This window comes from Bradyrhizobium sp. CCGUVB1N3 (assembly GCF_024199925.1).
Taxonomy (GTDB): Bacteria; Pseudomonadota; Alphaproteobacteria; order Rhizobiales; family Xanthobacteraceae; genus Bradyrhizobium.
The window spans coordinates 3,490,590-3,509,885 of the sequence record NZ_JANADR010000001.1; the positions used below are offsets into that span (position 1 = coordinate 3,490,590).

Genomic DNA, 19,296 nt, shown 5'->3' on the forward strand with positions numbered 1-19,296 from the left:
CTCTCTCATCCCTCAGGCGCAGGGCTCCAGGCCTTGTCGTTTAAGCAGGGCGGGCTTACGTTCGAAGCCGACATGTCGCAAGAGATTTTCGCAATGAAAGCAGCGTTTCTCCCCGATCGGGGCGTGGTCAAGGTCGCAGGCGAGGATGCGCAGAGCTTCCTCAACGGCCTGTTCACCACGGATATCGGCAGGCTCAAGCCCGGGCTCGGCCGATTCGGCGCGCTGTTGACGCCGCAGGGCAAGATCATCGTGGATTTCCTGATCACGGAGGCACCCGCCGGCCATGGCGGCGGCTTCCTGATCGACTGCCCGAAGGCGCTCGCGGAAACCCTCGCCACCAAGCTGAAGTTCTACAAGCTGCGCGCCAAGGTCACCGTGGAAAATCTCTCCGACGACCTCGGCGTGCTCGCAGGCTGGGACGGCAAGCCTGCCGCCCAGCCGGACCTTGCTTTCACCGACCCGCGCGACGAGCGGCTCGGGTTGCGCATCCTGGTCCCCGCGGAACTCAAGGAGAAGCTGGCCGCGCTGATCGGCGCCGAGCTCGTCGATGCGTCCGAATATGACGCGCATCGCATTGCGCTCGGCGTGCCGCGCGGCGGGCTCGACTTCATGTATGGCGATGCGTTCCCGCACGAGACCAACATGGATCGCCTTGCAGGCGTCGATTTCGACAAGGGCTGCTATGTCGGCCAGGAGGTGGTCTCGCGCATGCAGCATCGCGGCACTGCGCGCACGCGCAGCGTCAAGGTGCTGCTCGACGGCCCTTCGCCCGAGGCGGGCGCGACCATCCTCGCCGGCGACAAGCCGGTCGGCACCATCGGCTCGACGGCGCAGGGCAAGGGCATTGCGCTGGTGCGCATCGATCGTGTCGCCGACGCGCTCGATGCCGGACAGACGCTCACCGCCGGCGGGCTCAATGTGAGGCTCGCGGAACCCGATGTGGTCCGCATTCCAGCGAAACAGCCCGTCGCATGAGCCGCGCCCCTCGCCTGCATGCCGACGGCCTGACGCGTTGCCCCTGGCCCGGCGAAGATCCGCTGTACGTTGCCTATCACGACACCGAATGGGGCGTGCCGGAATATGACGACCGCGCGCTCTATGAGAAGCTGATTCTCGACGGTTTTCAGGCCGGCCTCTCCTGGATCACGATTTTGCGCAAGCGCGACAATTTCCGCAAAGCCTTCGATGATTTCCAACCGGAGAAGATCGCGCGCTACAACGCCAAGAAGGTGCATGCGCTGATGAACGATGCCGGCATCGTGCGCAACCGCGCCAAGATCGACGGCACGATTCTGAGCGCAAAATCCTATCTGGAGATCATGGACAAGGGCCCCGGCTTCTCGAAGCTGCTCTGGGATTTCGTCGACGGCAGGCCTCTGGTCAACAAGTTCAAGACCACCGCGAGCGTGCCTGCCTCGACGCCGCTGTCTGTGCAGATCTCCAAGGAGCTGTCCTCGCGCGGCTTCAAATTCGTCGGCCCCACTATCGTCTATGCCTTCATGCAGGCGACCGGGATGGTCAACGACCATCTCGTCGACTGCCATTGCCACGCGACCTGCGGCAAGACGCAGCGCAAGCTACGCCTCAAAGTCAAATGAAGGCCGGCAAGCGCGCCGCAACCGATCTGCAGTCCCGCGCCTGGCAGCGCATGCTGTCCGGCCGCCGGCTCGATCTGCTCGACCCCTCGCCGCTCGACGTCGAGATCGCCGACATCGCGCACGGGCTGGCGCGCGTCGCGCGTTGGAACGGTCAGACCACTGGCGCACACATCTTCTCCGTCGCCCAGCATACGTTGCTGGTCGAAACCGTGATGCGCCACGAAAGCCCGCGCCTCGACCAGCGCGTTCGGCTCGCCGCTCTGCTGCACGATGCGCCGGAATACGTCATCGGCGACATGATCTCGCCGTTCAAGGCGGTGCTCGACGGTCACTACAAGGCGGTGGAGAAGCGCCTGCTCGGCGCCATCCACATCCGCTTCGGATTGCCGGCGGTGCTGCCCGACGAGATCACGCTGACCATCAAGGCCGCCGACCGCGGCGCGGCATATCTGGAAGCAATCGAACTCGCCGGCTTCAGCGACAGCGAGGCCAGGCGCCTGTTCGGCCGCGACCCAGGCCTGCCCGAAACCGTACTGCGCGACTACCTGACGCCATGGACGGCCGCCAGGGCCGAGAAGCGGTTTCTGGAGCGGTTCAATGCGGTGTTTTCGTAGCTCTGCTTGTTCGTAGCTTCGTAGGGTGGGCAAAGCGAAGCGTGCCCACCGATCAGAGCAAGGTGCAGGATGGTGGGCACGGCGCGTTGCGCCTTTGCCCACCCTACGGTGACGGCTATAATCGCGACCAAAAGGAACGCCATGATCCACGTCTGCTCGCTTGCCGCCCTGCCCGAAACCGTTCGTCTCACCGGCGCCAGCCATGTGCTGACCGTGATGGCCAATGTCGAGCAGGTGGTGCGGCCGGTGTCGGTGCTGCCGGCCAATCATCTGAAAGTCTCGATGGATGACATCACCGAGGAGCTGGATGGCTTCGTCGCGCCCTCGGAAGGACATATCAACCAGGTGCTGGACTTCGTCCGCGGCTGGGATCGCAGCGCGCCGCTGGTCGTGCATTGCTATGCCGGCATCAGCCGTTCCACCGCGAGCGCCTTTGCCGCGGCATGCTTGCTCAATCCGCATCGCGACGAGGTCGAGATCGCGAAGAAGATCCGCGCTGCCTCCCCGATTGCCTCGCCCAACCGCCGCATCGTCGAGCTCGCCGATCGCGCGCTCCGCCGCGACGGCCGCATGCTGCGCGCGCTCGACGAGATGGGCCCCGGCGCGATGATGGTGGAGAGCCGTCCGTTCGTGATCGAGCTCGAATGACCTCGCAAAACCCGTTTCCCGGATGAGCGACCAGCTGCTGACGCCGATCGAGATCGGCCTGACTGCCGCGATCGTCGCGATCGAGGCCCATGAGCCGCTGATCCTCACCGCGCGCGGCAGCGATGGCCTGGCCGGCCTGCCCTTCGGTCCGTTCGATGCGCTGACGCATCGCACCTTCGAGATCGGCCTGCGCGCCTGGGTCGAAGCGCAGGCGGGCTTAAGGCTCGGCTATGTTGAGCAGCTCTACACTTTTGGCGATCGCGGCCGGCATGCGGAAGCCGCCGACACCGGCGCACATATGGTGTCGATCGGCTATCTCGCGCTGACCCGCGCCGCCGACAACGGCGTGCGCGCGGCCGGCGCGTCGTTCGAGCCGTGGTATCGCTTCTTCCCCTGGGAAGACTGGCGCGAGCAGCCGCCGGCGATCATCGCCCGCGATATCATTCCGGCACTGACGCAGTGGGCCGAGGAGGAGACACCGGAGACGATCCGTGCGCTGCCGCGCAGGGATCGCGTGCGGCTCAATTTCGGCCTCGAGGGCGCAGCCTGGGACGAGGAGCGCGTGCTCGACCGTTACGAGTTGCTCTACGAGGCCGGGCTGATCGAGGAGGCGCGGCGCGACGGCCGTCCTGCGGCATTAGCGCGCAAGGCACTTCCCGCGCTCGGCCTCTCGATGCGGTTCGATCACCGCCGGATTCTCGCCACCGGGATTGCAAGACTGCGCGCAAAACTGAAGTATCGCCCTGTCATCTTTGAACTTTTGCCCGCCGAGTTCACACTCACGGAATTGCAGCACACGGTGGAGGCAATCTCCGGCCGGCACCTGCACAAGCAGAATTTCCGTCGTCTGGTGGAAAGCGAGGCTCTGGTCGAACCGACCGGCGTGATGTCGACACAGACCGGCGGGCGGCCGGCAGCACTGTATCGCTTCCGCCGCGAAGTGCTCCAGGAGCGGCCGGCACCCGGCTTGCGCGTCCGCTCCCGGCGCTAGGAGCATGTTACGCGGGTCGCTTTTCGCGGCTCGCCTGGAGGCCTTATGTTCGACGCCCCGTTCGACGTCTTCGCGGTGATGATCGCAATCGCCGCCTTCCTCATTGCATTGAAGGCCTCCAATCAGGCGACCGAATTGCGCCGGCGGCTGAGCACGCTGGAAGCCAATTTGCACACTCCGCGTCAGGTCCAGCCGCCGCCGCTCACGCCGCAGCAGGAGATGGAGCAGACGCTTGAGACTTCGACGCCGAGCATCGCAGAGCCGCCAACGCCTGACGCCGAGCTGGCGCCGCCCCTCGTCGTCGATCAGGCGACCCCGCCCCCCATCGACACGGACGCCACTCAAGCCGCGCCACCGCCTCCGCTGCCAGCTGCCGGGCCGGGTCTCGAAGAGCGGCTCGGCACCCGCTGGGTGGTGTGGATCGGCGGCCTGGCGCTCGCGCTCGGCGGCTTCTTCATGGTGCGCTATTCGATCGAGGCAGGCCTCGTCGGCCCCGGCGTGCGCGTGTTTCTCGGCGGCCTGTTCGCGCTGGGGCTGCTCGGTGCCGGCGAATGGACGCGCCGCAGGGAGAGCACTCTAGCGATCGAAGCACTGCCGACCGCAAACATCCCGGGGATCCTCACTGCGGCCGGCACGGCTGTCGCGTTCGCCACCATCTATGCGGCCTATGCGCTCTACGACTTCCTCGTCCCCGCAACCGCCTTCGTGCTGCTCGGCCTCGTCGCGATGGGCACGCTGGCCGCGGCGCTCTTGCACGGACGCGCGCTCGCCGGCCTCGGCGTCGTCGGCGCCTTCATGACGCCGATCCTCGTCTCCAGCGACAAGCCGGATTTTTGGGCGCTCTACGTCTATCTCGCCATCGTCACCGCGGCCAGCTTTGGCCTCGCGCGCATCCGGCTGTGGCGCTGGCTTGCGGTCACCACCACCGTGTTCGCGTTGCTGTGGACCTTCCCCGGGCTGGAACGTGGCCCAGAACTGGCCGGGCCGCACGTGTTTCACGTGATGGCTGGCTTCGTCCTCGCCGCGCTGCTCGTGGTCTGCGGCTTTCTGTTCGGCCCCAGCATCGATGACGGCCAGATCGAGCCGGTTTCCTCCGGCTCGCTCGCCGTCTATCTGTTCGGCGCGATGCTGGTCGTGCTGGCGAGCTTCCATAACAATGTCGTGCTGATCGCCTTCACCATGCTCGTCGCGGGGACGCTGCTCGTTGCCTGGCGGGCGCCGGCCGCCACCGGTGCGCTTGGCGCCGCCGCAGCCATCGTCTTCATCGTGTTCGCCAACTGGGCGGTACGTGCCAATCCGGACATGCTGGTGCTGCCCGGCGGTCCCATGCCCGGCATCGGACCGAACGCGACCGACGCCTCGGTGACGCTGCATCTGTTGATGGCGGCAACTTTCGCCGCCGGCTTTGGCATCGCCGGCTTCCTGGCGCAGGGACGCTCGACCTCCGCGATCATTCCGGTGGTATGGTCCTCTGTCGCGACGTTCACACCCGTCGCATTGCTGGTCGCGGTCTATGCGCGCATCGCGCATCTCGACCGCTCGATCCCGTTCGCAATCCTCGCGGTGCTGCTCGCCGCCGCCTTTGCGGCCGCGACCGAAGCGCTCTCCCGGCGCGAGAACCGACCGGGCCTTGCGATCTCGATTGCCCTGTTCGCCACTGGCACGCTCGGCGCGCTGGCGCTGGCGCTGACCTTCGCCCTGGAAAAGGGCTGGCTCACGATCGCGCTGGCGCTGATGTCGCTCGGCACGGCCTGGATCTCCATCCAGCGGCCGATCGCCTTCCTGCGCTGGCTTGCCGCAATCCTGGCCAGCATCGTCACCGCGCGCATCGTCTACGACCCGCGGATCGTCGGAGATGCCGTCGGCACCACGCCGATCTTCAACTGGCTGCTCTGGGGCTACGGCGTGCCGGCGCTGTCGTTCTGGGCGGCGAGCCGCTTCCTGCACCGCCGCGGCGACGACGCGCCGCTGCGGATGGTGGAAGCCGCCGCGATCCTGTTCACCGCGCTGCTCGCCTTCACGGAAATCCGTCACTTCGCCACCGGCGGCGACATGACGTCGCCGCCGTCGCTGCTCGAATTCGCGCTCCAGACCTGCGTGACGCTCGCCATGGCGATCGGGCTCGAACGGCTGCGGCTGCGCAGCGGCAGCATCGTGCACAATGTCGGCGCGATCGTGCTCACGGTGATCGCGGGCCTCATCAGCGTGTTCGGCCTCCTGATCCTGGAGAATCCGTGGCTGTTCAGCAGCATCGATGTCGGCGGCCTCGTGTTCAACCTGCTGCTGCTCGGCTATGCGCTGCCGGCGGTGCTCATGCTGCTGCTGTCCTATGCGGTGGCAGGGCATCGCCCCAAAGCCTACGCCAACACGATTGCGGGCAGCGCATTAGTGTTCGCCCTCGTTTACATAACGCTGGAGATCCGCCGTTTCTATCACGGGCCGATCCTGCTCTACGGCGCGACGACGGGCGCGGAGCAGTACACCTATTCGATCGGCTGGCTCGGCTTCGGCGTGGTGCTGCTCGGCGTTGGCCTCTTGGTCAACTCGGAGCGCGCGCGGCTGGCCTCCGCCGTCGTGATCGCGCTGACGATCCTGAAAGCCTTCGTCATCGACATGTCGACGTTGACAGGCGTGTGGCGCGCGCTGTCGTTCATGGGGCTCGGCATCGTGCTGGTCGCGATCGGTTGGCTCTACCAGCGGATCCTGTTCCGCCGGCAGGCGCAGCCAGCCGTCACGCAGACCAGCGCGTGAGCGTCAAGCGGCGCGGACCGACTCGAGGAAGCTCGCGACCTCGACCTTGAGGCGCGTGCTGTCGGAAGCAAGCGATTTCGCGGCCGACAGCACCTCGGTCGAGGCCGAGCCGGTCTCGATCGCACCGCGCTGCACGTCGGTGATGTTGGAGGAGACCTCCTGCGTACCGACCGAGGCCTGCTGCACGTTGCGCGAAATCTCCTGCGTGGCGGCGCCCTGCTCCTCAACGGCCGCGGCGATCGCCGACGACACTTCGGACAGCCGCTCGATGGTACCGGCGATCTCCTTGATGGCGCCGACGGATTCGTGCGTCGCCGTCTGGATGCCCGAAACCTGGAGGCCAATCTCCCCGGTCGCCTTCGCGGTCTGTTCGGCGAGCGCCTTGACCTCGGACGCCACGACGGCAAAGCCACGGCCCGCTTCGCCGGCACGCGCGGCTTCGATCGTCGCGTTCAGCGCGAGCAGGTTGGTCTGTCCCGCGATCGTGTTGATGAGCTCGACGACGTCGCCGATGCGCGCGGCCGCCTGCGACAGCGCGTTGACGCGCTCGTTGGTGCGCGCTGCCTGGTCGACGGCCTCCGCCGCCATCCGCGCCGATTCCTGCACCTGCCGGCTGATCTCGGTGATCGACGACGACAGCTCCTCCGACGCCGACGCGACCGACTGGACGTTGGTCGACGCTTCCTCGGACGCCGCCGCAACCACGGTCGCGAGCTCCTGGCCGCGCTGCGCGGTGCCGCTCAACGTGCTCGCGGACGCCTCGAGCTCGGTCGAGGCCGACGATACGGTCTCGACGATCTCGCCGATCATGGCCTCGAAATCGCGCGTGATGCCGTCGACGCGGTGCGCCCGTTCGATCTTGGCCTCGGCGTCGCGCGCCGCCGCCTCGTCGGCCGCCTTCTTGGCGATCAGCGCTTCCTTGAAGATCTGCAGCGCATCGGCCATCGAGCCGATCTCGGTCTGGGCGCCGCGATGCGGGACTTCGGCCGAGAGCTCGCCATTGCCGAGGGCCTGCATCGGCCGGACGATCGAGGCAATGCCGCGCGAGACGTCCTGCACGAGGAAATAGGCGGCCGCGATCGCGATCAGCACCGACGTCACGATGATGCCGAGCAGAATGCGAAAAGTGAAGGTGTAGCTGTCGGCGGCCTTCTTCGTCTCCGCCTCGGCGCCCTTGTTGTTGAGCTCGATGTCCTGCTGGAGCAGCGGATCGGCGGCCTGCGCCATCTTGGCGACCTTGGTCTGCAGCAGCTCGTTGGCGTCAGTCGGGAAGCGGCCGACGCCCTTGCGCGACAGCGTCATCACCTCCTGCACGCCATTCAGGTATTCGGCCCAGGCCTGGCTCCACTTGTCATAGAGGGCCCGCTCTTCGGGCGAGGTGATCAGGGGCTCATAGCTCTTGCGCGTCGTCTCGATGCGCTCGCGCAGCGACCCCATCCGCTTCTCTGCGGCGTCCTTGCCCTCGGCGCCGTCCTGCATCAGGTGCAGGCGGAGCGCAACCCGCAGCTCGTTGATGTCGGCGCGGAGCGATCCCAGCGCGCGGACGCTGGGCAGCCAGCTCTCGGAAATCTCGACCGTATGCGCGTTGATGGTCTGCATGGTGCTGATCGCCATGATGCCGACACCGGCGAGCGCGAGCACCAGCGCGCTCAACACGGTCAGTATCTTCAATCGGATCGACAGTTTCGACATGGCAATAATCCCGACAGATGGACGTTACGCAGAGCAGACGCAGTCGCTACCACCGCGACCGACAAAACAGACGATCGGACCGTGCTTCGTTCAACAATGCTGGCTGGTTCTCTTTGGGTCGAAGATGCGCCCCGAGTTCCAAGCCGCGGTTAATTTGATACCCCGTAGTAATACGTAATACGGTCGAATTGCGGGAATGATGCCTGCTTCGGTTTTCTGGATCGTTAACCCTGCGATTGCTTCGCCGCCGCATTGCACCATGAACGCACGCCGCCGCGGCACGCGGCGGCCGGAAGGGATCAGGACTAAGGGCTCCCGCTCAGACCTGTCGCGGTGTGCCGACCCTCATGCCGCGCGCACGGTGTCGAGGAATTTTCCGACCTCGAGCTTGAGCCGGTTGCTGTCGCTGGAGAGCGACTTAGCCGCGGCCAGCACCTGCGTGGAGGCTGACCCGGTCTCGCCCGCCCCGCGCTGCACGTCGGTGATGTTGGACGACACCTGATGGGTGCCCTGCGCGGCCTGCTGCACATTGCGCGAGATTTCCTGCGTCGCCGCGCCCTGCTCTTCCACTGCGGCGGCAATGGTCGAGGAGATCTCCGACAGCTTTTCGATGGTGTCGCTGATGTCGCGAATGGCGCTAACCGACTCCTGCGTCGCTGTCTGGATGCCGGAGATCTGCTGGCCGATCTCGCCGGTCGCCTTCGCGGTCTGCTCGGCCAGCGCCTTGACCTCGGAGGCCACGACGGCGAAGCCGCGACCGGCCTCGCCGGCGCGCGCCGCCTCGATGGTGGCATTGAGCGCGAGCAGGTTGGTCTGGCCCGCGATGGTGTTGATCAGCTCGACCACGTCGCCGATGCGGGTGGCCGCCTTGGACAATTCGCTGACGCGCTCGGTCGTGGTGCGGGCCTGGCCGACCGCCTCACCCGCGACGCGCGCGGACTGCTGCACCTGCCGGCTGATCTCGGTGATCGATGACGACAGCTCTTCCGTCGCGGAGGCCACCGACTGCACGTTGGTGGAGGCCTCTTCGGACGCCGCGGCGACCATCGTGGTCAGCTCCTGCGCGCGCTCCGCAGTGGAGGTGAGCGTCGAGGCCGATGCTTCAAGCTCGGTCGCAGCGGAGGACACGGTATCGACGATCTCGCCGACGGCGGCTTCGAAGCTGTTGGCGAGCTTGTGCATCTCGGCCTTGCGCTGCGCGGCGGCGATCTGATCCTGCCTGGTCTTGGCCTCGGCCTCCTCGCGCGCCTTCTGCTCGGACACGATCTTGAACTTCTCAACCGCCGCGGCGACGCCGCCGACCTCGTCCTTGCGGCCGAGCCCTGGCAGCACAACGGAGAAATCGCCACCGGCGAGCTTGTCCATGGCCATCGTGAGCGCGCGGATCGGCCGCGCAATCGTCACGAAGGACATCAGCCAGGAGCCGATCAGGACAAGCATAGCACATGCACCGACCAGTATGCCGATGCGCTCGCTGGAAGCCATCTCCTGCGCGGAGCCGGCGATCTCCTCCTCACTCCTGTGCCTGGCAAAATCGGCAATCTGGCTGGTAGCCTCGTCCATTTGTCCCGCGGTCGGCAGCGTGACCTCGCGGGAGAGGCGCGCGCTCTCTTCGGCAAGCTTGCTGAGACGAGCAGCAGCGTCCGCGCCGGTTGCTGCGATGGCCTCGCCGCGGATCGCCGCGATCTGCCGGGCGCCCCTGACATAATCGCCGGAGAGGTTCTTGACCTTCTCGATCCGCGCGTGGTTTTCCGGCGATTTCGACAGCTTAAGCATCGCGTCGGCTGTATCGTTCAGCGACCTCCAGCGCTCGGCGAGAGCGTCGCTCGCCTTTTGCACATCACCTGCAGTGTTGGCGAGCCGGATATCCCGGACGCTGAGCTGCATGCTGCGCACCCAGAGCTTGGCTTCGACGGCATCCCGCGCCAGCTCCTGCTGCGCGAAGGCAGCCTGGCTGGAACGACGCACATTGCCGTTGCCGACGATCTGGCTCGCGATCATGGCGACGACCAAAAGGATACCGAGCGCAGACGTCACCGCCAGCTTGGTACCGATCCGCAAATTCTGGACAAAGCTCAACATGGGCACGTTTCCCGGATAGGCGCGGCCAAGTCATTGTCGGCCGCTCTCGGCGTTGATCGCCCTTGCCTAAAAACTGAGCGACGGGAATTCCAATTTGGTTAACAGGGCACACCGGTGAAATACGGGAATTGAACGAAAACCCCTTGAAAACAAGCACGGAACGCGCGCTTAACAAGTTAACCACACGCAGCAGTAGGCTGCCCGGTTTCTAGCCAGCACGGCTGCGCTCCTACACCGCGTCGCCGACCAGGCTGACGCGAAACACGGGCTGCTCGCCTTCGTCGAGGAGATCCAAGACATGAAAACCGCCGCCCGTGTGAACACGGCGCGACGGCGGTGGCGTTGGGTTCAACGTCGATGGTCGAGGAAAGCCAGCGCGCACTGCGCGCAAGGCTCAGTCGGTCGAACGGCGCGTCAACGCGAGACGTGCACGCTCATGCCGCGCGCACGGTGTCGAGGAATTTTCCGACCTCGAGCTTGAGCCGGTTGCTGTCGCTGGAGAGCGACTTAGCCGCGGCCAGCACCTGCGTGGAGGCTGACCCGGTCTCGCCCGCCCCGCGCTGCACGTCGGTGATGTTGGACGACACCTGATGGGTGCCCTGCGCGGCCTGCTGCACATTGCGCGAGATTTCCTGCGTCGCCGCGCCCTGCTCTTCCACTGCGGCGGCAATGGTCGAGGAGATCTCCGACAGCTTTTCGATGGTGTCGCTGATGTCGCGAATGGCGCTAACCGACTCCTGCGTCGCTGTCTGGATGCCGGAGATCTGCTGGCCGATCTCGCCGGTCGCCTTCGCGGTCTGCTCGGCCAGCGCCTTGACCTCGGAGGCCACGACGGCGAAGCCGCGACCGGCCTCGCCGGCGCGCGCCGCCTCGATGGTGGCATTGAGCGCGAGCAGGTTGGTCTGGCCCGCGATGGTGTTGATCAGCTCGACCACGTCGCCGATGCGGGTGGCCGCCTTGGACAATTCGCTGACGCGCTCGGTCGTGGTGCGGGCCTGGCCGACCGCCTCACCCGCGACGCGCGCGGACTGCTGCACCTGCCGGCTGATCTCGGTGATCGACGACGACAGCTCTTCCGTCGCGGAGGCCACCGACTGCACGTTGGTGGAAGCCTCTTCGGACGCCGCGGCGACCATCGTGGTCAGCTCCTGCGCGCGCTCCGCAGTGGAGGTGAGCGTCGAGGCCGATGCTTCGAGCTCGGTCGCAGCGGAGGACACGGTATCGACGATCTCGCCGACGGCGGCTTCGAAGCTGTTGGCGAGCTTGTGCATCTCGGCCTTGCGCTGCGCGGCGGCGATCTGGTCCTGTTTGATCTTGGTCTCGGCCTCCTCGCGCGCCTTCTGCTCGGACACGATCTTGAACTTCTCGATCGCCGCGGCGACGCCGCCGACCTCGTCCTTGCGGCCGAGCCCTGGCAGCACCACGGAGAAGTTGCCACCGGCCAGTTCGTCCATCGCCGTGGTCAGAGAACGCATCGGACGCGCAATGGTCATGAAGGAAAACAGCCAAGTGCCGACGAGGACGACCACCACGCAGGCTCCAACGGCCGTCGAGAGCCGTTCAATTGCGACCATTGCTCGTGCGGCCTCTGCGTTCTCCTCTTCCGACTTTTGCCTGGCAAGATCCACGATTTGATTGGTCAGTGTGTCCAGTTCGGCGGCGATCGGCAGGGTCGTTTCGCGCGCGATGCGAACCGCCTCTTCGTTCAGCTTGGCGACACGAGCGGCGCCGTCCGCGCCTGCGCTCGCAGCTGCCACGATTTCGCTCCGCACCCCGGATATCTGTTGCGCGCCCCTGACATAGTCCGCGGCGAGCGACTTCAGCTTCTCGATCCGCGTACGGTTTTCCGCAGCATGCGACAGCTTCAGCATCGTATCGACGAGCGCATCTACGGCTCTCTGCCGCTCGGCCAAGGCGTCGCCGGCCTTCTGAAGATCCGCCGAACTGTTGGCGAGTCGAACGTCGCGGACGCTGAGCTGCATACCGCGGACTGCGACCTTGGCTTCGATGGCGGCTTGCGCGATCTCCTGCTGCGCGTGGGCTTTCTGACTGGTTTCGCGAATATTCGCGTTGCCGATCATCTGGCTCCCTATCATCGATACGACAAGTAGAACGGCAAGCGCCGACGCGGCCGCCAGCTTGGTACCGATCCGCAAATTCTGGACAAGGCTCAGCATGGATACGTTTCCCCGGAAACGCGCAGCCAAGTCATTGCCGGCGGCACGGACGTTGATCGCCCTTGTCGGGAAAGCTACCGGTCAGAGTTCGATCTTTTGGTTAACGGGGGCCCTCGGAGAACTACTGAGATTTCACGCTAAATAATTGAAATTGAAAGGATCAAATCTCGCCATAGTTGTAAATTGCAGCCTGAAGTCGCCGCTAGGTGCCTTTGCAGCCGATGGCATCCCCGAGCACGCTGATTCGAAAAACCGGCCGCGAATAGCGCCCGGTGCTGATCCGAAAATAGTACAGCGCCATCGTCGAGCCTTCGTATCGGGCCGCTCCCTGCCGACCGTCACGCAAGGCTGTGGCGCGAACAGCTACCAAGGCATGAAAACCGCTGCCCGTATGACTACGGCGCGGCGGCGATCACAGCTCGTCAGGTTTCAACGAAAACGGCGCGGAAAAGCATATGCGCTCGTTGCAAGGCTCAGTCGGTCGAGCGGCGCAACTCGAGCGGGCCTTCATTCTTCGGCGCTTCGGGCTTTGCTTCCGACTTCACCGGCTCGATGCGGCCGGTCTCGACGCGCGGCGTCTCGACACGCGCGGCAACTTCGGTAGCGGATGCGCCGACGGAGCCGGTCGTGCGCGGCGCATGCAGCGATCGCGGCCGCGCCACCGCGCGCGCCATCAGCATCTGGTTGCCGCCCTGGTGGTGGAAATCGCAATAGGCGAAGCCCATGCCCGAGACCGAGCCGCGGAAGCTGCGATCATCGGTCTTTTCCAGGTTGAAGCAGGGTTCGAACGGAATGCCCTTGATCGAGGCGCAGACGTTCTGGCCGCGGATCTGGAGTGTGTTGCCGGGCAGGCGAAGGTGGCGGACCGGGCCTGCGCCCGAGAACTGCACCGCGCCGGCGGCGCCGAGGTCGTCGAGAATGCGACCTGCCCCGCGGGTCCCGTCGAAGCAGGTGAAGGCGAACACCTTGCCGGCGACAAAGCGGCGCGCCTCATCGGCGTTCATGCTTCCTGCAACGGCCGGCACAATCGCAGCTGCCGCCGTAACGGCTCCCAACACAATACGCGCAAGCATGCTCTTACTCCGACGACCCCAGTAGCGGGCAAGCCTGATCTCTTTACCCGCTGCTTACCATACTAACCGTGGCGACATTGAAGCAGCTTGGTTGGTAAAGTCTGAACGCCGTTAGAGAATTTTTACCACGATGCGGCCGCGGACCTCGCCGGCGAGAATCTTCGGCCCCCACTCGACAATTTGGTCGAGCGGAATTTCCTTAGTGATTTCAGTGAGTTTCGTCCGATCCAGATCTGACGCCAGGCGCTGCCAGGCAGCCTTCCGCGGCGCAATCGGGCACATCACCGAATCGATGCCGAGAAGGCACACCCCGCGTAAAATAAATGGCGCGACCGAGGACGGCAGATCCATACCGGCGGCAAGTCCGCAGGCGGCAATCGCTCCGCCGTACTTCGTCATCGACAAAAGATTCGCGAGCGTGGTCGAGCCGACGCTGTCGACGCCACCAGCCCAGCGCTCCTTGGCGAGCGGTTTTGCGGGCGCGGACAGCTCGTTGCGGTCGATGACCTCGGCCGCTCCCAGGTCCTTCAGATAGCTCGCTTCCGCCGCGCGACCGGTGGAGGCGATGACGTGGTAGCCGAGTTTCGACAGCACGGCGGTCGCAACCGAGCCGACGCCACCGGCCGCGCCCGTCACCACCACGGGGCCGCTCTTCGGTGAGATGCCCTGCTTCTCCAGCGCCAGCACCGCGAGCATCGCGGTGAAGCCGGCGGTGCCGATCGCCATGGCGTCGCGCGCCGACAGGCCCTGCGGCAACGCGACCAGCCAGTCGCCCTTCACCCGCGCCTTCTCGGCATAGGCACCGAGATGCGTCTCGCCCATGCCCCAGCCGGTGCAGACGACCTTGTCGCCCGCCTTCCATTGCGGATGGGAAGACTGCTCGACGGTGCCGGCGAAATCGATGCCGGCGATCATCGGGAAGCGGCGCACCACCGGCGCCTTGCCGGTGAGCGCAAGGCCATCCTTGTAGTTCAGCGTCGACCATTCGACGCGCACGGTGACGTCACCTTCCATCAGTTCGGCTTCGTCGAACTGCGTCAATGCGGCGGTCGTGCCCTTGTCCGCCTTGTCGATCCGGATCGCCCTGAACGTTGCCACGACTGCACTCCCTGACTTGTTTCAGGGGATGTTTAGCCGATCAGGCAGGCTGCGCAACCGCTCGCTGAACCGGTTTCTCCACGATCGGCAGATTGATCAGCGCGGAGAGCACGCCGAACAGGATCGAGAGCCACCAGATCGGCGTGTAGGAACCGAAGCGCTCGAACACGATGCCGCCGAGCCAGACGCCGAGGAAGCCGCCAACCTGGTGGCTGACAAAGGCAAAGCCGTAGAGGGTTGCGAGCCAGCGTGTGCCGAACATCAGCGCCACCAGCGCCGAGGTCGGCGGCACGGTCGAGAGCCACATCAGGCCGGACACCGCACCAAAGGCGATCGCCGAGAACGGCGTGATCGGGAACGAGATGAAGGCGAGCGTTGCGAGTGCACGGATGAAATAGATCGTCGAGAGGATGTAGCGCTTGGGCAGATAGTTTTGCAGCCAGCCGACGCTCAGCGAGCCCACCATGTTGAAGAGCCCGATTGCGGCGATCACCCAGCCGCCAACCTGCGTGGAGATGCCGCGATCGACGAGGAACGCCGGCAGATGCACGGTGATGAAAGCAAGCTGGAAGCCGCAGGTGAAGAAGCCGAGCACGAGCAGAACATAGGAGCGGTGGCCGAAGGCCTCGGCGAGCGCCCTGGTGAAGGATTGCTCCTCAGTGGCCGGCGTGCTGGATGAACTCGCAACCGGCGACGTGGACAGCGCGAACGAGAGCGGAATGATCAGAAGCATCAGGCCCGCGAACACCGTGAGCGCCTGCTGCCAGCCGAAATTGTCGATCAGCGCGACGCCAACGGGCGCGAACAGGAATTGCCCGAACGAGCCGGCCGCAGTGCCGGCGCCGAGCGCGAGGCCGCGCTTCTCGGCCGGCAGGAGCTTGCTGAAGGCCGACAGCACGAGATTGAACGAACAGCCGGCAAGGCCGAAGCCGACCATCACGCCGGCGCCGATGTTGAGCGAGAGCGGCGTCGAGGAATAACGCATCAGCAGCAGACCGCCGGCATAGAGCACGGCGCCGACGCACATCACGCGAAACAGACCGAAGCGATCGGCGACCGCGCCGGCAAACGGCTGGCCCAGTCCCCACAACAGATTCTGCACGGCGATTGCGAGGCCGAAGACGTCGCGGCCCCAGGAAAATTCATGGCTCATCGGCTGGACGAAGAAGCCAAGGCTCGAGCGCGGACCGAAGCCCAGCATGCCGATGGCGCAGCCGCAGAGAATGATGATCGCTGGCGTGCGCCAGGAAGAAGGAGGAGTGGAAGAACGCGAAACCGGACCGACGTCGCCCACGCTTGCCGACATGCAATTTCCCTCTTCTGCCGTTGGCGGGTCCGGAATCGGCCGCCGCGCGGAACCAGTTAATGCATCTGCATGAAAATCCCAAGAGGGATGCCGGGCATTGCAGCCCTGCAAATCCCGCGCGGGGTGAGCGCTCGGGCGAGAGCACGGGCGAGAAGCACGGGAATGTGTCCGGATGGGTCTGGCGGTCACCGCTCTCCCATGCTATGTTTGATTTACTCATATTGAGCATATCAACCTGAGCTGCCGACCCATCTCCGAGCTGCGGATGGTGTCCGGCCAATCCTGATGCGGCTCGCGAACCCAACCGGCCTAGAAAGGCCGGATTTCTAACAGATCATATATACTCAAATTGAGTATATATGACGGGAGGCTTCAATGCCGATCTCTGGAATTTATGGTCCCGACGATTTTACCAAGCGGCCTCAGGGCGACCCCGCTCCCACCGCACGCAAGTCCGTCGACAATCACCGCCCCGCATTGCCGCGGCCCCTGCTGGAATGGACACCGCAGGTCGAGCAGGCCACGGCGCATCTCTACGCGCGCGTGAAGCACGTGATCCCGTCGATCGAGTGGCCGCTGATGGCGCCGACCATCAAAGCGATCAACGAGCTGAAGCAGGCGCGGGGCGCGGTGATCCTCGCGCACAACTACCAGGCACCGGAGATCTTTCACTGCGTCGCCGACATCGGCGGCGACTCGCTCCAGCTCGCAGTCGAGGCGACCAAGGTAAAGGCGGACGTCATCGTGCAGTGTGGCGTGCACTTCATGGCGGAGACGTCAAAACTGCTCAATCCGGACAAGACGGTGCTGATCCCGGATTCCCGCGCCGGCTGTTCGCTCGCCGCCAGCATCACGGGTGCGGACGTGCGCCTGCTGCGCGAAAAGTTTCCGGGCGTGCCCGTCGTCGCCTATGTCAACACCTCGGCGGAAGTGAAGGCCGAGGTCGACATCTGCTGCACCTCGTCGAACGCGGTGCAGGTGGTCGAAAGCCTCGGCGCGGGAAGCGTGATCTTCCTGCCCGACCAGTACCTCGCGAAATACGTTGCGTCGAAGACCGACGTGAAGATCATCGCCTGGAAGGGCGCCTGCGAGGTGCATGAACGTTTCACCGGCGAAGAGCTGCGCGCATTTCGCGACGCCGATCCGTCGGTGCAGATCATCGCGCATCCGGAGTGCCCGCCGGACGTGCTGGCGGAGGCCGACTTCACCGGTTCGACCGCGCACATGATCAACTGGGTGCGCGAGAAGCGGCCGAAGCGGCTCGTCATGATCACCGAATGCTCGATGGCCGACAATGTGCGCGCCGAGCTGCCCGACGTCGAGATGCTGCGCCCCTGCAATCTCTGCCCGCACATGAAGCGCATCACGCTGTCGAACATTCTGGACAGCCTGCTGACGCTCGGTGAAGAGGTGACGATCGATCCCGCCATCGCCGAGCGCGCGCGGCGTTCGGTCGAGCGGATGATCAATCTGAGGAATTAGCGCGACAACCAACGCTGTTGTCCCGGACAAGCGCAGCGCAGATCCGGGACCCATAACCACAGGCAGATGTCGTTGCGAAGAACGACGTCAAACAGCCTCGCAAAACAATTTCTGCCGCGAGTTATAGGTCCTGGCTTTCGCCAGGACGACAATGAGGAGACAACCATGCCCAACACCATCCACGATCTCACCCGCACCACCGACGACGTCGTCATCGTCGGCGGCGGCCTCGCCGGGCTGTTCTGCGCGCTGAAGCTGGCGCCGCGGCCGGTGACGCTGATCTCGGCAGCGCCGCTCGGACAAGGCGCATCATCCGCCTGGGCGCAAGGCGGCATCGCGGCAGCGGTCGGCGAAGGTGACAGCCCCGAAGCGCATGCGGCCGACACCGTCGCAGTCGGCGCTGGTCTCGTCGATGAAGCAGTCGCACTCGGGATTGCACGCGAGGCAGCACCGCGCATTCACGATCTTCTCAACTACGGCGTGCCCTTCGACCGCGATCTCGAGGGCAGGCTCGCGGTGGGTCGCGAAGCCGCGCATTCGGCGCGGCGCATCGTACATGTGCGCGGTGACATGGCGGGCGCGGCAATCATTGCGGCGCTCAGCGAGGCCGTGCGACACACGCCGTCGATCCGTCTGATCGAAGGCCTTGTCGCCGAGGCGCTGCTGACCGAGGACGGCGCCGTCACCGGGCTTCAGCTCCGTGACGCCAGCAATGTGACGTCGCGTCCCGTCACCATCGCTTCGCGTGCGGTGGTGCTGGCCACCGGCGGCATCGGACATCTCTACGCCGTCACGACCAATCCGGTGGAAGCAAGCGGATCAGGGCTCGCGATCGCGGCACGGGCCGGAGCGGTCATCGCCGATCCGGAGTTCGTGCAGTTCCATCCGACCGCCATCATGGCCGGCCGCGATCCGGCGCCGCTCGCGACCGAAGCGCTGCGCGGCGAAGGCGCAACGCTCATCAACGGCAAGGGCGAGCGCTTCATGGCGGCACGCCATCCGCTCGCTGAACTGGCGCCGCGCGACATCGTCGCACGCGGCGTGTTCGCGGAGACCGCTGCAAGCCGCGGCGCGTTCCTCGATGCGCGGGAGGCGTTGGGTGCGCGCTTCGCCGAGAAATTCCCGACCGTCCATGCAAGCTGCATTGCGGCCGGCCTCGATCCGGCGGTGCAGCCGATCCCGATTGCGCCCGCCGCGCACTACCATATGGGTGGCATCGCCGTGGACGCCCGCGGCCGTACGTCCATCGACGGGCTCTGGGCCGGCGGCGAGGTATCGTCGACCGGCGCGCATGGCGCCAACCGGCTCGCCTCGAACTCGCTGCTGGAGGCCGTCGTCTATGCCGCCCGCATCGCGGAGGACATCGCCGGCCGCGCGATCCCCTCACCGGCCTGGTTGCCGGAAGCGCTGGTGACGCCGCGCAACGCCGCGATCGACACGCGGGCCGAGACCAGTCTGCGCGCCATGATGAGCGCGCATGTCGGCGTGATCCGCGATGGCGACGGGCTTGTGCAGGCTGTGGAACATTTTGCGGTGCTTGAGCGCGATGCCGGCAGCGCCGCGCTGCGCAACATGGCGACCGCGGCGCTGCTCGTTGCCGCATCCGCCTTCACGCGGCGCGAGAGCCGCGGCGCGCATTTCCGCTCCGACCATCCGGCCGAGGCGCCTGCGTTCGCAAAGCGCACCATGACGACGCTCGCCGCGGCACGCGAGATCGCCGAAGCACTGACCGAACAGCCCGCGCGCCGGACGGCGCAAGCCATGATCGCCTGACGGAGACCCTT

The 19,296-nt window shown here is 65.6% G+C and carries 14 protein-coding genes; 8 read left to right on the forward strand and 6 right to left on the reverse strand.

Features of this window, described 5'->3' with window-relative positions; genetic code table 11:
• Window positions 1-93 precede the first annotated feature (93 nt).
• From NLM33_RS16585 to NLM33_RS16610, 6 genes are all read left to right on the forward strand, one after another.
• Complete coding sequence (locus tag NLM33_RS16585) at window positions 94-975, forward strand: folate-binding protein YgfZ (protein WP_254097074.1); 882 nt, start codon at window positions 94-96, stop codon at window positions 973-975.
• Window positions 972-1,598: a DNA-3-methyladenine glycosylase I gene (locus NLM33_RS16590; protein WP_254097075.1), complete on the forward strand. Its 627-nt coding sequence runs from the start codon at window positions 972-974 to the stop codon at window positions 1,596-1,598. The genes NLM33_RS16585 and NLM33_RS16590 overlap by 4 nt, the downstream gene beginning before the upstream one ends.
• Window positions 1,595-2,212: an HD family hydrolase gene (locus NLM33_RS16595; protein ID WP_254097076.1), complete on the forward strand. Its 618-nt coding sequence runs from the start codon at window positions 1,595-1,597 to the stop codon at window positions 2,210-2,212. The genes NLM33_RS16590 and NLM33_RS16595 overlap by 4 nt, the downstream gene beginning before the upstream one ends.
• Window positions 2,213-2,353: 141 nt before the next feature.
• Entirely contained in the window at window positions 2,354-2,860 is a 507-nt protein-coding gene (locus NLM33_RS16600; protein WP_254097077.1) for a tyrosine phosphatase family protein, read from the forward strand.
• 22 nt (window positions 2,861-2,882) lie between these two features.
• On the forward strand, window positions 2,883-3,851 hold the full coding sequence (locus NLM33_RS16605; protein WP_254097078.1) for an NAD regulator: 969 nt from the start codon (window positions 2,883-2,885) through the stop codon (window positions 3,849-3,851).
• Between the two features lie 45 nt (window positions 3,852-3,896).
• Entirely contained in the window at window positions 3,897-6,602 is a 2,706-nt protein-coding gene (locus NLM33_RS16610) for a DUF2339 domain-containing protein (RefSeq protein ID WP_254097079.1), read from the forward strand.
• Window positions 6,603-6,605: 3 nt separating this feature from the next.
• Here the strand turns inward: NLM33_RS16610 and NLM33_RS16615 are convergent, their stop codons facing one another.
• The 6 genes from NLM33_RS16615 to NLM33_RS16640 form a co-directional block, all read right to left on the reverse strand.
• On the reverse strand, window positions 6,606-8,294 hold the full coding sequence (locus NLM33_RS16615; RefSeq protein ID WP_254097080.1) for a methyl-accepting chemotaxis protein: 1,689 nt from the start codon (window positions 8,292-8,294) through the stop codon (window positions 6,606-6,608).
• Between the two features lie 345 nt (window positions 8,295-8,639).
• Window positions 8,640-10,376, reverse strand: coding sequence for a methyl-accepting chemotaxis protein (locus NLM33_RS16620; RefSeq protein ID WP_254097081.1), 1,737 nt, complete (start codon window positions 10,374-10,376; stop codon window positions 8,640-8,642).
• 434 nt (window positions 10,377-10,810) lie between these two features.
• Complete coding sequence (locus tag NLM33_RS16625) at window positions 10,811-12,553, reverse strand: methyl-accepting chemotaxis protein (protein ID WP_254097082.1); 1,743 nt, start codon at window positions 12,551-12,553, stop codon at window positions 10,811-10,813.
• Window positions 12,554-13,026: 473 nt separating this feature from the next.
• Window positions 13,027-13,626: a hypothetical protein gene (locus NLM33_RS16630; RefSeq protein ID WP_254097083.1), complete on the reverse strand. Its 600-nt coding sequence runs from the start codon at window positions 13,624-13,626 to the stop codon at window positions 13,027-13,029.
• 111 nt (window positions 13,627-13,737) lie between these two features.
• A complete protein-coding gene (locus tag NLM33_RS16635) occupies window positions 13,738-14,724 on the reverse strand; it encodes an MDR family oxidoreductase (RefSeq protein ID WP_254097084.1) in 987 nt (328 codons plus the stop codon).
• 40 nt (window positions 14,725-14,764) lie between these two features.
• Complete coding sequence (locus tag NLM33_RS16640; RefSeq protein ID WP_254097085.1) at window positions 14,765-16,030, reverse strand: MFS transporter; 1,266 nt, start codon at window positions 16,028-16,030, stop codon at window positions 14,765-14,767.
• A gap of 375 nt (window positions 16,031-16,405) precedes the next feature.
• Between NLM33_RS16640 and nadA the strand changes: the two genes are divergently transcribed.
• Window positions 16,406-17,512: a quinolinate synthase NadA gene (gene nadA / locus NLM33_RS16645; protein WP_254097086.1), complete on the forward strand. Its 1,107-nt coding sequence runs from the start codon at window positions 16,406-16,408 to the stop codon at window positions 17,510-17,512.
• A gap of 165 nt (window positions 17,513-17,677) precedes the next feature.
• On the forward strand, window positions 17,678-19,285 hold the full coding sequence (locus NLM33_RS16650) for an L-aspartate oxidase (protein ID WP_254097087.1): 1,608 nt from the start codon (window positions 17,678-17,680) through the stop codon (window positions 19,283-19,285).
• The last annotated feature ends 11 nt before the right edge of the window (window positions 19,286-19,296 follow it).

Coding starts and splice junctions, on each gene's coding strand:
- NLM33_RS16615 (WP_254097080.1), bottom strand. CDS start 8,294: ATGTCGAAACTGTCGATCCGATTGAAGATACTGACCGTGTTGAGCGCG.
- NLM33_RS16585 (WP_254097074.1), top strand. CDS start 94: ATGAAAGCAGCGTTTCTCCCCGATCGGGGCGTGGTCAAGGTCGCAGGC.
- NLM33_RS16640 (WP_254097085.1), bottom strand. CDS start 16,030: ATGTCGGCAAGCGTGGGCGACGTCGGTCCGGTTTCGCGTTCTTCCACT.
- NLM33_RS16620 (WP_254097081.1), bottom strand. CDS start 10,376: ATGTTGAGCTTTGTCCAGAATTTGCGGATCGGTACCAAGCTGGCGGTG.
- NLM33_RS16625 (WP_254097082.1), bottom strand. CDS start 12,553: ATGCTGAGCCTTGTCCAGAATTTGCGGATCGGTACCAAGCTGGCGGCC.
- NLM33_RS16600 (WP_254097077.1), top strand. CDS start 2,354: ATGATCCACGTCTGCTCGCTTGCCGCCCTGCCCGAAACCGTTCGTCTC.
- NLM33_RS16595 (WP_254097076.1), top strand. CDS start 1,595: ATGAAGGCCGGCAAGCGCGCCGCAACCGATCTGCAGTCCCGCGCCTGG.
- NLM33_RS16590 (WP_254097075.1), top strand. CDS start 972: ATGAGCCGCGCCCCTCGCCTGCATGCCGACGGCCTGACGCGTTGCCCC.
- NLM33_RS16630 (WP_254097083.1), bottom strand. CDS start 13,626: ATGCTTGCGCGTATTGTGTTGGGAGCCGTTACGGCGGCAGCTGCGATT.
- NLM33_RS16605 (WP_254097078.1), top strand. CDS start 2,883: ATGAGCGACCAGCTGCTGACGCCGATCGAGATCGGCCTGACTGCCGCG.
- NLM33_RS16610 (WP_254097079.1), top strand. CDS start 3,897: ATGTTCGACGCCCCGTTCGACGTCTTCGCGGTGATGATCGCAATCGCC.
- nadA (WP_254097086.1), top strand. CDS start 16,406: ATGCCGATCTCTGGAATTTATGGTCCCGACGATTTTACCAAGCGGCCT.
- NLM33_RS16650 (WP_254097087.1), top strand. CDS start 17,678: ATGCCCAACACCATCCACGATCTCACCCGCACCACCGACGACGTCGTC.